Origin of the sequence: Sinomonas atrocyanea, from assembly GCF_001577305.1 — a bacterium.
GTDB classification, from domain to species: domain Bacteria; phylum Actinomycetota; class Actinomycetes; order Actinomycetales; family Micrococcaceae; genus Sinomonas; species Sinomonas atrocyanea.
The window spans coordinates 889,687-903,065 of record NZ_CP014518.1 but is presented as its reverse complement, the minus strand read 5'-3'; the positions used below and the strand labels follow the sequence as shown (position 1 = coordinate 903,065).

14 protein-coding genes are annotated in these 13,379 nt (G+C 68.2%); 11 read left to right on the top strand and 3 right to left on the bottom strand.

What is annotated here, in order from left to right:
• Positions 1-1,410 precede the first annotated feature (1,410 nt).
• From SA2016_RS04320 to SA2016_RS21720, 10 genes are all read left to right on the top strand, one after another.
• Entirely contained in the window at positions 1,411-2,598 is a 1,188-nt protein-coding gene (locus SA2016_RS04320; protein WP_066495713.1) for an ROK family transcriptional regulator, read from the top strand.
• A gap of 323 nt (positions 2,599-2,921) precedes the next feature.
• Positions 2,922-4,076 carry an extracellular solute-binding protein gene (locus SA2016_RS04315; protein ID WP_066495708.1) on the top strand — a complete coding sequence of 385 codons (1,155 nt, stop codon included), beginning with the start codon at positions 2,922-2,924 and terminating at the stop codon, positions 4,074-4,076.
• On the top strand, positions 4,073-5,017 hold the full coding sequence (locus SA2016_RS04310; RefSeq protein WP_066495706.1) for an ABC transporter permease: 945 nt from the start codon (positions 4,073-4,075) through the stop codon (positions 5,015-5,017). The genes SA2016_RS04315 and SA2016_RS04310 overlap by 4 nt, the downstream gene beginning before the upstream one ends.
• Positions 5,017-5,892: an ABC transporter permease gene (locus tag SA2016_RS04305; protein WP_084249302.1), complete on the top strand. Its 876-nt coding sequence runs from the start codon at positions 5,017-5,019 to the stop codon at positions 5,890-5,892. The genes SA2016_RS04310 and SA2016_RS04305 overlap by 1 nt, the downstream gene beginning before the upstream one ends.
• Positions 5,893-5,900: 8 nt before the next feature.
• Complete coding sequence (locus SA2016_RS04300; RefSeq protein WP_084249301.1) at positions 5,901-6,983, top strand: ABC transporter ATP-binding protein; 1,083 nt, start codon at positions 5,901-5,903, stop codon at positions 6,981-6,983.
• On the top strand, positions 6,980-8,563 hold the full coding sequence (locus SA2016_RS04295; protein ID WP_066495703.1) for an inositol monophosphatase family protein: 1,584 nt from the start codon (positions 6,980-6,982) through the stop codon (positions 8,561-8,563). The genes SA2016_RS04300 and SA2016_RS04295 overlap by 4 nt, the downstream gene beginning before the upstream one ends.
• Complete coding sequence (locus tag SA2016_RS04290) at positions 8,553-9,509, top strand: DUF6454 family protein (protein WP_066495700.1); 957 nt, start codon at positions 8,553-8,555, stop codon at positions 9,507-9,509. The genes SA2016_RS04295 and SA2016_RS04290 overlap by 11 nt, the downstream gene beginning before the upstream one ends.
• A 77-nt stretch (positions 9,510-9,586) precedes the next feature.
• Positions 9,587-10,327, top strand: a complete 741-nt coding sequence (locus SA2016_RS04285) for an MgtC/SapB family protein (RefSeq protein WP_066495698.1) — start codon at positions 9,587-9,589, stop codon at positions 10,325-10,327.
• 140 nt (positions 10,328-10,467) lie between these two features.
• A complete protein-coding gene (locus tag SA2016_RS04280) occupies positions 10,468-10,854 on the top strand; it encodes a response regulator (RefSeq protein ID WP_169803045.1) in 387 nt (128 codons plus the stop codon).
• A complete protein-coding gene (locus SA2016_RS21720; protein ID WP_066495685.1) occupies positions 10,805-11,122 on the top strand; it encodes a TetR/AcrR family transcriptional regulator in 318 nt (105 codons plus the stop codon). Before SA2016_RS04280 ends, SA2016_RS21720 begins: the two co-directional genes overlap by 50 nt.
• A 299-nt stretch (positions 11,123-11,421) precedes the next feature.
• Here the strand turns inward: SA2016_RS21720 and SA2016_RS21305 are convergent, their stop codons facing one another.
• The 3 genes from SA2016_RS21305 to SA2016_RS04265 form a co-directional block, all read right to left on the bottom strand.
• Positions 11,422-11,691, bottom strand: coding sequence for a hypothetical protein (locus tag SA2016_RS21305; RefSeq protein ID WP_141305692.1), 270 nt, complete (start codon positions 11,689-11,691; stop codon positions 11,422-11,424).
• Between the two features lie 147 nt (positions 11,692-11,838).
• Positions 11,839-12,078 carry a hypothetical protein gene (locus tag SA2016_RS04270; RefSeq protein WP_066495683.1) on the bottom strand — a complete coding sequence of 80 codons (240 nt, stop codon included), beginning with the start codon at positions 12,076-12,078 and terminating at the stop codon, positions 11,839-11,841.
• Positions 12,075-12,335, bottom strand: coding sequence for a ribbon-helix-helix protein, CopG family (locus tag SA2016_RS04265; RefSeq protein WP_066495681.1), 261 nt, complete (start codon positions 12,333-12,335; stop codon positions 12,075-12,077). The genes SA2016_RS04270 and SA2016_RS04265 overlap by 4 nt, the downstream gene beginning before the upstream one ends.
• Positions 12,336-12,711: 376 nt before the next feature.
• On the opposite strand from SA2016_RS04265, the gene SA2016_RS04260 reads away from it, so the two are divergent.
• Positions 12,712-13,293, top strand: a complete 582-nt coding sequence (locus SA2016_RS04260) for a recombinase family protein (protein WP_066495673.1) — start codon at positions 12,712-12,714, stop codon at positions 13,291-13,293.
• Positions 13,294-13,379 lie beyond the last annotated feature (86 nt).

Genomic DNA, 13,379 nt, shown 5'->3' with positions numbered 1-13,379 from the left:
GGGCATGCGAGCGGTCCTGCCTGCGGCACTCTCGGTCCATGGAGGCGGTCGCCCCGCCCCGGCTTTTGGGGGGCGGTCGAGACGGGGCGCCGAGTGCCAGCTCCCCATCCCGAAGGCGGCAGGCCAGCACACTTCGAAGGTAGGGCCGGCGCGTGAAGCCAGCCAGAGGCCTTCGGCCCCTGGAGATGGATACCGGCACCACTCGGAGCCCTAGCATCGGTCGATCAAATCCCCGTCCCTCCACTCCCCGAGCTTGCTGGACCTTCGATGAAGTTCCGAGCCCAGCAAGTCTCAGCAATGTGTCCCGCTCAGCCGGTCTCGGAACAGAGCGGTGCCAAACCTTTGATGGGACAGGTCTTGCATGGCATGCGTTCCGAGACACCGAGGTTTCGAGACACCAACTCGAATCAGTCGGCCGATCACGAGCGGTTCCTCTATCGGGCACATCCAGACGAGCACAGGCCCTTGAGCTTGCACGTCAATATTGACTCCAGCCGGGATCCGGAATGACGGGTGGCGGGGAACAGCGACGAACTTGGACTCGGCCTCCGATGTCGAAAAGCCCCACGCTGCCGTGGATGGGCTGCAGGTTGACCATGTTGCCGGGGTGGCAGCCCACGAGAAACTGCTCGGCCCTCGATCGGGACCGGAACGGCCTCCCCTTCACACCCGCGAACCTCCGGCATCCGCGGATTCCGTGTGCCCCCGCTCGCAAAATCGGCCGGTGTGGGTCCACCAAACGGTTCCGCTCAAGCTCCCGCAGACACTCGGTCCGCCGATGGCGGTGGCCGCCTTGTGACAGGATCGTGCGGCGGGATCGCCCGGCGCAGGCCCCGTGTCCCGGAACCACTGCCCGCCGAACTCGATGTCTGGTCCGATGGCCATCCTGGCCTCGCCCCGGGGGCATCCGCACACCCAGCGCTCCAGCATCCCGACCACACCGACGTCGTGTCGTCCCTACATCTGCCACTGGACATCGTCGCTGGCCGACTGGAGCCGGCCCAGCAGCATCGTTGCCTGCTTCGCAATTCCCCAGGATGCCGCTGATGCATGCACATCCGACTCCGGCGCCACATGGCGGCCGTCCTTGGCCAGCATCGAAGACTCGACCGGAACCAGGGCGCCCCAGCTTTGCCCGGGAGGACCCCTCCCCGCGGCCAGGAGCTTCCGCAGCCCCGTCCGGCGCAAGGCCTTCCGTGCCGCCCCCACAAGCCCGCGGACGTCGGATCAGTTGTGTCAACGCCGGGAGCATCATGCACGGACCGCCACGGGGCTCCGCAAGCCCACCGGGGGAAGCATGTTGCGCCAACAAGGGTTGACAGTCTCCGCATTCCGTCTGATCATTATACAAAATTCGATGGCGCCGTTTGCATCCCATCGAAGCGGCAACCGAGGCAACCGGAGCGTGTCATGTCCGAAGGAGTGCCCGGGAGCGCCGGGGTCGCGGCCTCGCACGGCCGGATCCTGGAACTCATCCGTTCAGCCGGAGGCCTGTCGCGCCAAGAGCTCCTCGCGGCCACTGGCATGTCCCGGGCGACGCTGTACGAGCGCCTCGACGCACTTGCCCGAACTGGCTATATCTACGAGGCCGAGTCCCTCGGCGTGAAAGTCGGGCGCCGGCCCCGGAACATCCGCTTCGACGACCGCGGCCGAATCGTTCTGACGCTCGCGCTGGGACAGACTCGCGCTACCGTCAGCGTCGCCGACACCGACGGGTCCCCGCTGCGTTCGGTCGTGGTGCGGCATGACATCACGGCTCCGGCCCAGTCCGTGCTGGCACCGTTGATCGAGGTGGGGCGGTCGCTGCTCCTGGAAGGGGATGACAGCGAGATCCTCGTCGGCGTGGGGGTGGGCCTCCCGGCCCCTGTTGAGACTGGCACGGGACGGGTGGTTCACGCCACGACTGTTCCCCAGTGGGATTCGGATGCCGTGGTGACCTCCGTCGGCCGGGCATGGGACGTCCCCCTGGTCGTGGAGAACGATGCCATGGCGGGCGGCCTCGGTGAACGCTCGAACGATGATGAGACTCTCGTCTACGTCAAGGTGGGCACGGGAATCGGCTGCGGAATCGTGGTCGATGGATCGATCCTCAGGGGCGCGCACGGCGCCGCGGGCAGTATCGGCCATATCCGCGTGGCGCCCGACGGGCCCCTTTGCCGTTGTGGGCGCCACGGCTGCCTGGCTGCATTCAGCTCGGGCCTTGCGATATCCGAACGGCTCAGTGGGAGCGGTCGCCGCACACTTGACGATATTCGTTCGGCCGCAGAAGGAGGCGACGCCGAAGTCTGCCGGACACTTCATGCAGCGGCGAAGATGCTCGGTAGCGCCCTGGATGCGACGGTGACCACGATCAATCCCCATCGCCTCGTCCTCGGAGGACGAATAGGATCCCTGCCGCCATTCGTGGACGGCGTGCGCGAAACGGTCTTCGCGAATGTCGTCGACAGGATCGCGGACGGGCTTCTGATCGAGCCCGGAGCGCCGGATGACCGCAGCGCGGTCCGTGGACTGACGGCGCTGGTCATGCGGAAGGTCTTCGCTCCCGCGAGCGTTGACCATTCGGTCGGGATACTCGCCCCAGGAGGAATTTCACCCTAGAACGCCTCTTGCCTCGCCCCCCCCGGCTCCGGCCCGACCGGCGTCAGCCACGAAGGATATGAAAACCGCCTTCGTATAGCGGAGTCCGCTCAATAAACCGGAGCGGCGAATCGGGACACCCGGCGCACTCCTTCGAGAATGTCCTCTCGCAGGCGCATTTTCCGCTGGCCCGCGCCCTTTTCTCCCCGCATGTTTGGTACGGACAATCTATTGACATAACAAAGTGGCGAATGCAGCATTGGTCTTGGGAACTCGTTGGAAGACGAGGGTGGGATAAAGGCAATTCGGACGTTCTGCACAAGTGATCGAAATAGGAGGCTTCTATGGCGAAGCTCAAGCTCATGTGGGCCGCTTCGGCTGTCGCGGCCGCGGCCCTCGCGCTGACCGGGTGCGCGCAGAGCAGCACCTCCGCGAAGAGCGGAGGGGATTCCGGCTCGAAGACGGTCAGGGTCTTCATCAGCGGTGACACCAATATCCAGAACCTGTGGGAGAAGGACCTCGGCCCGGCGTTCGAGAAGGCGAACCCGGGCTACAAGGTCCAGGTCGCCATCGATCTGCACGGCGAGCACGATGCCCAGACCCTCGCGAAGCTCTCGAGCTCTGTGGAGCAGAAGAAGGACCCCGGATTCGACCTGGTCGACGGTGGCTTCGTGCCGAAGGCCTCCGCTGCCAACTTCCTCGAGCCAGTCGATCCGTCGAAGGTCTCCGCGCTTGCCGACATCCCTGCCGACGTCATCAAGGCCGGTGGCACCGGCGCCATCCCGTACCGGGGGTCCTCGGTGCTGCTGGCGTATGACACCAAGACCGTTCCGACGCCGCCGAAGACGCTCGATGACCTTCTTGCGTGGATCAAGGCGAATCCGGGCAAGTTCACCTACAACTCGCCGAAGTCGGGCGGCTCCGGCGGGGCCTTCGTCGCCACCGTCCTGGACAAGTACGTCCCCGCGGATGCCCGGCAGAAGATGACGGTCGGGTACGAGAAGGATCTCGAGTCCTACTGGGACCAGGGCTTCGCCGTGTTGAAGGGCCTGAACCCGTACGTGTACCAGAAGGGCGTCTACCCGAACGGCAACCAGCAGACGCTCGCGCTCCTCGCGAACGGCCAGATCTCCATGGCACCGGTCTGGTCAGACCAGTTCATCACCGGCACGGCGAACGGCTCGATCCCGGCCACCATCAAGGCCACCCAGATCTCCGACCCGTCCTTCACCGGCGGGGCAGCCTACCTCGGCATCCCCGTGAACGCGCCTGACAAGGACGCCGCGCTCAAGCTCGCGAACTTCGTCCTGCAGCCGGAGCAGCAGGCCATGATCGTCAAGGACATCTCGGGCTACCCGGCCATCTCCCTCGACAAGCTGCCCAAGGACCTGCAGGAGAAGTTCGCGAACGCCAACACGAACGACCTCCGCAAGGGCTACTTCGACCAGATGAACAAGGACCTGAACAACCTGTGGGACCAGAAGGTGCCGGGGCAGTGAAGACTGATCCCCAGACCCCACACGGGGCGCGGGGCGCCGCGTCCAGGGCCCCCGCCGCCCCTGGCCGGACCCGCGGCTTCGTGATGGCGCTTCCGCCGATCCTGCTGATCGCCCTGTTCATCGGCGTGCCGATCGTGCTCGCGCTCGGATTCAGTTTCGGGTTCACGGGCGGCCTGAACCACACGATCTCCGTCATCGGCCAGAACGTCCACGAGGCGCACGGCGCCCCGACCTTCGGCGCCTATGCGGACCTCTTCTCCGATTCCCGCTTCGTCGACGATCTGGCCATGACCGTGACCGTGGCGGTGGTGAGCACCTCCATCGTCATTGCCCTGGCGGTGGGCATCGGGCTCTACCTGAAGTTCGCCGGCGGCATGGTCGGCAAGGTTCTCTCAGCCCTTGCTGTGGTCCCGCTGTTCATCCCGGTGGTGATCGCTTCGTGGGCGATCCTGGGCTTCTACTCCGCGGACGGGTTCCTGCGCAGCCTCGCCGCGCAGTTCGGTCTGGGCTTCCCGGTGTTCTCGTTCACGATCGTGACCGTGGTCATCGGCTCGGTGTGGACCTCGCTTCCCTTCGCGACCCTCCTGGTCACCTCGGGCATCCAGGCCGTGCCCCAGGCGATGATCGACGCGGCGCGCGACGCCGGGGCCCCCTTCATCAGGGTGGTCGCCAGCATCGTGGTCCCCATGGCCGGGGTGCCGATCGTCATCGCGACGACGTTCACGGCGATCGGGATCCTCGGCTCCTTCACGGTGCCCTATTTCACGGGCCCGAACTCGCCGAACATGCTCGGCGTGGCGATGTCGAACTACTTCTCGGCGTTCAACCAGCCGCAGCAGGCGGTGGTCATGGCGTTCGTGGTGTTCGCGATCGCCGCCGGCATCGCAGCGGTGTACGTGTGGGCCAATTTCCGGTCAGCCAAGGAAAGCGGGGCCGTGTGATGGCTCAGACGACAGCCGCCCCGACCACCGCTGTGGTCCCCGAGGAACGCCCGGCTCGTGCCGGCGCGCGCACAGCACTGTCCCGTGTCCTGGCCGTCCTCTTCGCCCTGGCGCTGGCGGTGTTCATCATCGGCCCCCTCGCCTGGCTGGCGGTGCGGGCGTTCGCGACGAATTGGACCTACCCGAACCTGCTGCCGGACGGGTGGACCCTCAAGTGGTGGGGGGTCGTCTTCCACGACGCGGCGCTGGGGGTCGCCGTTCAGAACTCGCTGTTCTTCGCCCCCATCACCGTCCTGGTCTCAGCGCTGATCTGCCTTCCGGCCGCCTGGGCGTTCGCGCGGTTCGAGTTCCCCGGGCGGCGGCTCTTCCTCATCGGGCTCTTCGCCGCCAACGCGTTCCCCAAGATGGGTCTTTTCGTCTCCCTTGCGGCGCTGTTCTACACGCTGAACCTCATGAACTCCATTCTGGGAATCCTGATCGTGCACCTGCTGGGCACCGTCGTGTTCATGACGTGGATCCCGTCGGCCGCATTCGCCGCAGTCCCCCGCAGCCTGGAGGAGGCCGCGCGCGATGCCGGGGCATCGAAGGTGCGCGTGTTCTTCAGCGTCACCCTGCCCATGGCGCTGCCGGGCATCCTCGTCGCGGCCATCATGAGCTTCCTGGCCTCGTTCGACGAGGCCCAGGGCACCTATCTGGTCGGCGCGCCGGACTACTTCACCATGCCGACCCAGATGTACACCCTCGTGCTCAACTACCCGACCCAGGTGGCGGCGGTCTTCTCGATCCTCCTCGCCATCCCTTCCGTGGCGCTGCTCCTGGCCGCGCACAAGCACATCGTCGGCGGCCAGCTCGCCGAGGGCTTCCAGATCAAGTAGAGGCACCCATGAACACCACGACACCGACCACCTCGAGCACCGCTACAGCAGGCGCGCCGCTGGCGCCGGAACGGACTCAGCCTGCGGGGCTCGAGATCAGTGGCCTGCACAAGGTCCTGGGCGGCCGCACCATCATCGACAGCCTCGACATGGCCGTCCAGCCCGGCGAGCTCGTGTCCCTGCTCGGACCGTCGGGCTGCGGCAAGACGACCACCCTGCGCATGATCGCCGGGTTCCTCGCCCCGGATTCCGGATCCATCAGGATCGGGGGCCGCGAGGTGGTCCATCTGGGGCCCGAGCAGCGACCGAGCGCCATGGTCTTCCAGAACTACGCGCTGTGGCCGCATATGACCGTGGCGAAGAACGTGGGCTTCCCCCTCAAGCTGCGCAGGCGGCCCAAGGCAGAGATCGCAGAACGGGTCGACGCCGCCCTCGCCCTCGTCAACCTCCTGCACCACAGGGACTCCCGGCCGGCACGCATCTCGGGCGGCGAGCAGCAGCGCACGGCCCTCGCCCGCGCCCTCGTCCAGGAGCCGGAGCTCCTCCTGCTCGACGAGCCGCTCTCCAACCTCGACGCCAAGCTGCGCGTCAAGGTCCGCGAGGACATCCGCGAGATCCAGCAGCGGCTCGGCATCACGACCCTCATCGTCACCCACGACCAGGAGGAGGCGATGTCGATGTCGGACCGCATCGCCGTCATGAATTCCGGCCGGATCGAGCAGTTCAGCACCCCCGCGGACCTCTACAGCGCGCCGGCGACGGAGTTCGTGGCAACGTTCATCGGAAGCCTGAACCGGCTCGAGGGCCGCATCGAGGGCGGCCGCCTCGTGGCGGGCGCAGGGATCGTGGGAATCCGCCCCGAAGACGTGCTCTTCTCCCCCGAAGCGCACCCGGACGGCCTGCCCGCGACGGTCGAGCGGGTGGTCCCGCGCGGGCACTTCGCCGAGCTCTACCTGCGCCGGGATGACGCCCTGCTGCGGGCCTATGCGACCGGTGTGCCCCCCGCCGTCGGGGCCAGCGGCTCGGCCCGCATCGTGAGGTGGTTCGAGTTCGAGGACGGACGCCTCGTCGGCCAAGGAGCTTCAGCATGAGCACCACGTCGCCCGGCTCCGGCCGCCACGGGACCCTCTGGGCCACAGCACACCGCGGGGCCGCGGTGGAGCGCCGGGAGAACACCCTGGCTGCGGTCCGTTCCGCCCTCGAAGCAGAAGCCGACTTCATCGAAGTCGACGTCCGCGTGACCCGGGACGGCCACGTGGTGCTCCTGCACGACCCCACTTTGGAACGCCTCTGGGGCGTGGACCGGCCCATCGCCGAGATGGACTGGGCCGAGGCGGCCGGGCTGGGCTCAGGCGAAGAGCGCATCCCGCTCCTGGCCGAGGCCGTGGCCCTCGTGGCCGGGACGGCAGCGACCCTGCTGATCGACATGGACACCCCCGACGCAGCTGCCCCCGCCGTCTCCGTCGTGCGGGGCTCAGCGCCCGGGGCACGGGTGGCCTGGTGCGGGAGCCTCGAGGCCGTCAGCGCCGTCCGGGACCTCGATCCCGAGGCGAGCATCTGGCTCCCCTGGAACCGTCGCGACATCCCGCCCGCAGAGCTCCTCGAGCGGCTGCGTCCCGAGGTCGTCAACGCCGAATACCCCGTGCTCAGCCGCGACCTCGTCGATGCCGTCCACGCGGCCGGGCTACGCGTGGCCTGCTGGACAGTCGACGACGAGGACGCCATGCGCTGGGTCCTCTCCCTCGGCGCGGACGCCGTCACCACCAACCGGCTGGGCATGCTGCAGAAGGTATCCGCCGAAGGCCGCGCAGCATGGGAACGGGCGCCACGCCCCACCCGGCTCGCAGGTGCCGAGCTGGTAGCGGCCGCCGCCGTCGCCCACGAACTCGCACAGTGGGCCAACGCCTTCACCCGCAGCGCCGACCTCGGACGCGTCCGCACGAAGGCGAACGCCGCCGACCACGTCACCGCGGTGGACCTCGCGGTAGAACAGCACGTCCGCCAGGTCATCGCCGAACGCCTCCCGGGCCATACCGTCGTCGGCGAGGAGATGGGGGGCTCGGCCCAGCCCGGAGTTCCCTGCTGGTACGTCGATCCCGTCGACGGGACCTCGAACCTGGCCAACGGCGTCCCCTGGACCGCCTTCTCACTGGCCCTGGCCATCGACCGCGAGCCGCTCGTCGCCGTCCTCGGCGACGTCTGGCACGGGCAGGTGTTTGCTGCCGTAGCGGGACTGGGAGCCGAAATCGACGGACAGCGCCTCGAGCTGCAGCCGCCGTCCGAGCACGCCGCGGCCGACCTGGCCGGGACGATCGTGAGCACCGAGCTGCACGGCCACTCCGCATGGCCTGGCATGGAGACCTTCCTCGACATGCTCCGTGAGCGTTTCTGCACCGTGCGGATCATGGGATCCGGGGCCCTCGCGCTGGCCGGACCAGCAGCAGGCCGCGGGGTGGGAACCGTGATCGAGCGCTTCAACCCCATCGACCACCTCGCCGCCGCCCTCGTGGTCCGCGAGGCCGGAGGCGTCCTCGTCGACGACAACGGCAAGGAGACCGCGTGGCCCGAGTCCGGCGGCATCCTGGCGGCCAGGCGCGAGCACGCGTCGGAGCTCTACGCCCTCTGGGCCACCGCGCGCCGTTCTGCACAGGAGGCGCGCCATGTGGTCTGAGCCGCCGAGGGATGGCAGCCTCTCGGCAGAGGTCGCATCGTGGACCCGCCGCACGCGATTCGAGCTCGTCCACCGGCTCCCCCTGCGGTTCCCGACGCACCACCCGCAGGGCATGGCGTTCGCCGACGGGAAGATCTTCCTCTCGACCGTCGAAGTCCACGAGCGCCCGGCCCCGATTGGGGGCTCGGACGACCCTGCCCGGCGCACCCCCGGCAGGGGCCGGGGGCACGTCCTCGTCATCGGGCCGGACGGGACACTCGCGGCAGACCTGGTGGTCGGCGACGGCGATGCCTACCACCCCAGCGGGATCGACTACGCGGGCGGTCCGCTCTGGGTGCCCGTGGGAGAGTACCGCGCGAACTCCCGCAGCCTTGTGTACACGCTGGACCCGCACACACTGGAGCTCACTGAACGCTTCGAGGTGGACGACCACCTCACCTGGCTCGCCCCGGACCTGGACGCGGGCGCCCTCTACGGAGCGGGCTGGGGGTCACGGCGCTTCTACCGCTGGACCCTGGCCGGCGGCGCGACGGCACGGGACTGCGAAGCCTGGGACAACCCGAGCTGGCACCTGGACGCCCAGGAAGGCCAGTACGACGGCTCGGGGCGGATCATCTGCGCCGGAATCTCCGAACTGCCCGACGCGCACGGCGGGACGTACGAGCTCGGAGGGGTCAGCACCGTGCACTTCGATGAGCGCCGGATCACCGCCGACGTCCCGGTACCGCTCTTCAGCGCCGCAGGCCACAGCGTCTTCCGGAACCCGTTCGTCCTCACCCGCGAAGGCGGCGAAGTGCTCCTGCACGTCGCCCCTGATGACGGCGAGGATGTCCACGGCACAGAGATCCTCACCTACCGCGTCACCAACCCCCCTCGCCCCACGCCCCCGCAGGGGGCACTGAAAGCCATCACCGCCCCGGAGCACCAGCGTCCGGCCACGGCCTGATCCCACCCCCCCATCCGAACGCGCGGCGCAGTGGGCTCAGGCGCGAAAGGACGACATTGCTTCTGTTCACCAGCCGAATGGACTCCTGGCAGCAACTGCTCTGCCTCACAATCGCCCTGGCCCTCTCCACCCTGGTGGGCGTGGAACGACAGATGAGTCAGAAGTCAGCCGGCTTGCGGACCCACGCCCTCGTCGGCGTAGGAGCCGCCCTCTTCATGGTGGTCAGCAAGTACGGCTTCTACGACGTCGAGGAAGCGGGCCTGGTCACCCTCGACCCCTCCCGCATGGCCGCGCAGATCGTCTCCGGAATCGGATTCGTCGGCGCCGGCCTCGTCTTCGTCAAGAGGAACAAGGTCCGGGGGCTCACCACAGCCGCCTCGATCTGGCTCGTGGCCGCCATCGGCTCCTCAGCGGGCGCAGGCCTTGTCGTCCCAGCAGCCTTCGTGACACTCGTCCACTTCCTCGTCGTGCTCGGCTACCCCTACATCGTGCGCAAGACGCACATGGGCCCCAGCCGCGACCACACCGTCCACGTCCAATACGAGGATGGCACCGGTGCCCTCAGGCGCATACTCTTCGCATGCACGTCCGAAGGGCTCGTCGTGCACGGCTTCGAAATGCACCAGGCGCTCGATCCCGAGGAGCCGCCCGGGGTCCTCGACCGGATGGCCCCGCTCAACGATGCCCTCCCGGCCGAGCGGAACCTGGTTGAGATCGAACTCGAGCTAGAAGGGAACGCATCACCGCCCAGACTGGTCCAGGCGCTCTCAGCCCTGAACGGCATCAAGTCGGTAAGAGTCGATGACTTCACCGACTGACGCCCAAGGCCGCCAGAAGACGGATTCCCAGACAGAAGAGGACGTCTCGATCAAATCCTGGCACCCATGAACCGCACCAAGCTCAAGCTCCTCGCTTCGACCCCAGGCGGTGTCCCCACCGCCCAACCGGGACCGCCAGCGTGAGGGTATTCCTCGTGGTCGGCAACGAGCTCGCCCGCCAGGAGATACGGCGCCTGCTCAAGCACGAGGGGATCCAGGTCGTCGGCGAGAGCGGATCGGCCCGCCAGGCGCTCGGGCGCATCAGGGCGCTGGGCCCGGATGTGGCCGTCCTTGATTCGCAGCTCGTCGACGGGAAGGGGATCCAGGTGTGCCTCCAGGCCCGCGAGACCGTCCCCAGGCTCGGCTGCGTCGTGCTGGTCAGCTACCATCCCGAGTCCACCGGCCCCACCACGGTCGACCGGTGCGAGTTCGTGCTGCGGGACATCCGCGCCCACGGCCTCCCCGCGGCGGGCAGGCGTGCCGCCGCCAACAGCCCCCGACCCCAGGGCAACGGGGGCGCTGGCTGAGGGGGACGGTCCGCGGGAGCGGATCGAGGCCGCCGCGTACCGGATCTTCGCCGAGCGCGGCATCCGCGCCGCCGGCGTGGAGGACATCCTGACCTCCTGCGGCGCTGCGCAGGCGGCCCTCTACGCTGCCTTCGGGTCCAAGGACGCCGTCGCCCCGGCCTACCTCGACCGCCTCCACCCGGAGCGCAGGGCCGTGATCGGGGCCGCCGTCAGCACGCGGTGGGACCCGAGGCCCTGGCCGGGGTCTTCGACGTCTTCGACGCAGTGATCGGACAGGCCTGCTCCCGGCAGCTCCCTGGTCCAGGTACTGCCCGAGCCCGGGCCGGCCCACCCAGTAGGAAGGCCGACCCTAGCCCGCTTCTCGCGCCTCCGCGACCATCTGGTTCTCGCGCCTCCGCGACCATCTGGCCTGCCTCACCCCGGAGCGGAATATCCTCAATCCGGACGCATGCCCCGAGCGAGCCATCGGCGAGGCGCGAATGCCCCGGGTCCTAAGGGCATCTTGACGGTTTCGGATCTGCCCTCCTCGGCAGCCGGGGATGCAACGGGGCGTTCCCTTGCGCGGGGTCAGGGGTGCGCAGGGGGCCGGTGGTGGTCCAGGAGGAGGGCGGCGGCGACGCGGGCGTGCGCGACGGCGTCCGGGTCGCCCTCGCAGTCGGCGATGATCGAGCCCTGGACGAGGATGTGGAAGGACCAGGCGAAGCCGGCCGGGTCGCGCAGGCCCGCGTCCCGGGCCATCTCCTCCAGACGTGCGCGGTTGCCGGCGAGGTAGGCGGCGCTGGCGCGCCCGAGCGGGTGCCTCGGCCCGGGCCCCCTCCGGACAGGCATATCGCCCATGAGGCCACGTTTCCGATCCGGCGAGCCCGGGATCTTGCATCCAATGCGTTCCGAGACACAGAGGTTTCGAGACCTCGGGCCGGATTGGGAGAAGGAACGGATCGGTGACCGCACAACCGGACCGGTTTCGATTCCCTGCCGTTAGTGCTAGCCGAGCATCCCCAGGTATTGGGGACGGCATTTCATCGCATGGATGAGCTCTTCGGTGCCGTCGTCCCAGACCAGCACCACGAGTTCCAGCAGCCGACCATGGGTATCGAATCCCAGACGGAGGGACCTGCGAGGATCCTCGTCGTCCAGGGGGACCGACACCAGAGGCCAGGTCGCCGCCTCGATCCCGTCCTCGGAGCTGATCCCATGCTTGAGTGCGGAGCGACGGACGATCACGCCGCGTGCGACCAGGCAGCCAGGGCGGCGCGGATCGCCTCGGAACGGTTGAGGTGCTCGCGCTCAGCCCGGGCCATGACCGCCGCGAGCTCCTCGACCGTCAGCCTCACTGGCACGACGTGCGACGCCTCCGCACCCCGCGCCGGGCGCCCCATCCGCGCCTTCAGCTCCTCGACGTCGTAGCCGGCCTCTGCCTCCTCGACCCACTGGTCGACCTCGGCCTCCGAGACCTCCCGACCGCGCATCTCACGTCCCATGCAGACAATCGTATTACGGATGTCCCGCGATGGACAGAGGACCTACCCGTTGTCCGCAAGGGGACCCGCAGCTGGGCGTCCCAGGCCGTGATCGGCTTCCCCGTCACTTTCCTGGGGATCCGGCCCTCACGGATTCCCGCATGCTCTGCCCCGAAACTGCCCGCTGAAGGGGGCCAAACGCTACACGCCGTGCGTCTCGTAACCCTGGGGATACGAGACGTCTCGGCGACCGTCGGGGGACCCGACGCCAGAGCTGGAGATTTCGGCGAAGGCACGGGAGTTGGCCTTCGGTCGGCGTTTCTCACAACTATGTCTCAAAACCTTCTGATTGAATCGATGTGTCAACCATTGGTTACGAGACACATCGGAGCAGCACATGCCAAAGCTGATCGGCTATGCCCGCGTTTCGACGCGACAGCAGTCCACCGACCGGCAGCAGGCAGACCTCCTGGCCGCCGGCGTCCGACGCGACGACCTCTACGTCGACCACGGCGTATCCGGCGCCCGGGCATCCCGTCCGCAGTTTGACCGGGCACTCGACGCACTGATCACGGGCGACACCCTCGTCATCACCACGCTGGACCGGCTCGGGCGATCGACCCAGAACATGCTCGCTTTCGCTGACGAACTCCGCCGCCGCGGCGCAGGCCTGCGGGTGCTGAACCTCGGAGGCGGCGACGTCGACACGGCAACGCCCATGGGCTCGATGCTGTTCACGATCATGGCCGCCCTCGCGCAGATGGAGCACGAGATCAAGCGCGAACGCGTCATCGACTCAATCAGCAAGCGCAGAGAGGCCGGGAAGGATCTCGGCGGCAGGCCGCGCCGGATCACCGACAGCCAGATTCGCAGCGCTGTCCGCTTGGTCGAAGGCGGCGAACCCGCTGCGCAGGTCGCCCGAGATCTCGGGATGTCCCGCGCCACGTTCTACAGGCGATCACGATCCCTTGCAGGCTAGCCACTCGGCACCGCTGTCGCAGCCCGCCATACACGAGGCGTGGAGACCCCCTCATCCCGGCCCTGAATCGGGCTGCCCCGCCGGCC

Bases quoted from the DNA above. Each gene is read 5' to 3' on its own strand.
- SA2016_RS04320 (WP_066495713.1), top strand. From the start codon at position 1,411: ATGTCCGAAGGAGTGCCCGGGAGCGCCGGGGTCGCGGCCTCGCACGGC.
- SA2016_RS04315 (WP_066495708.1), top strand. From the start codon at position 2,922: ATGGCGAAGCTCAAGCTCATGTGGGCCGCTTCGGCTGTCGCGGCCGCG.
- SA2016_RS04305 (WP_084249302.1), top strand. From the start codon at position 5,017: ATGGCTCAGACGACAGCCGCCCCGACCACCGCTGTGGTCCCCGAGGAA.
- SA2016_RS04300 (WP_084249301.1), top strand. From the start codon at position 5,901: ATGAACACCACGACACCGACCACCTCGAGCACCGCTACAGCAGGCGCG.
- SA2016_RS04295 (WP_066495703.1), top strand. From the start codon at position 6,980: ATGAGCACCACGTCGCCCGGCTCCGGCCGCCACGGGACCCTCTGGGCC.
- SA2016_RS04290 (WP_066495700.1), top strand. From the start codon at position 8,553: ATGTGGTCTGAGCCGCCGAGGGATGGCAGCCTCTCGGCAGAGGTCGCA.
- SA2016_RS04285 (WP_066495698.1), top strand. From the start codon at position 9,587: ATGGACTCCTGGCAGCAACTGCTCTGCCTCACAATCGCCCTGGCCCTC.
- SA2016_RS21305 (WP_141305692.1), bottom strand. From the start codon at position 11,691: ATGGGCGATATGCCTGTCCGGAGGGGGCCCGGGCCGAGGCACCCGCTC.
- SA2016_RS04265 (WP_066495681.1), bottom strand. From the start codon at position 12,335: ATGGGACGTGAGATGCGCGGTCGGGAGGTCTCGGAGGCCGAGGTCGAC.
- SA2016_RS04260 (WP_066495673.1), top strand. From the start codon at position 12,712: ATGCCAAAGCTGATCGGCTATGCCCGCGTTTCGACGCGACAGCAGTCC.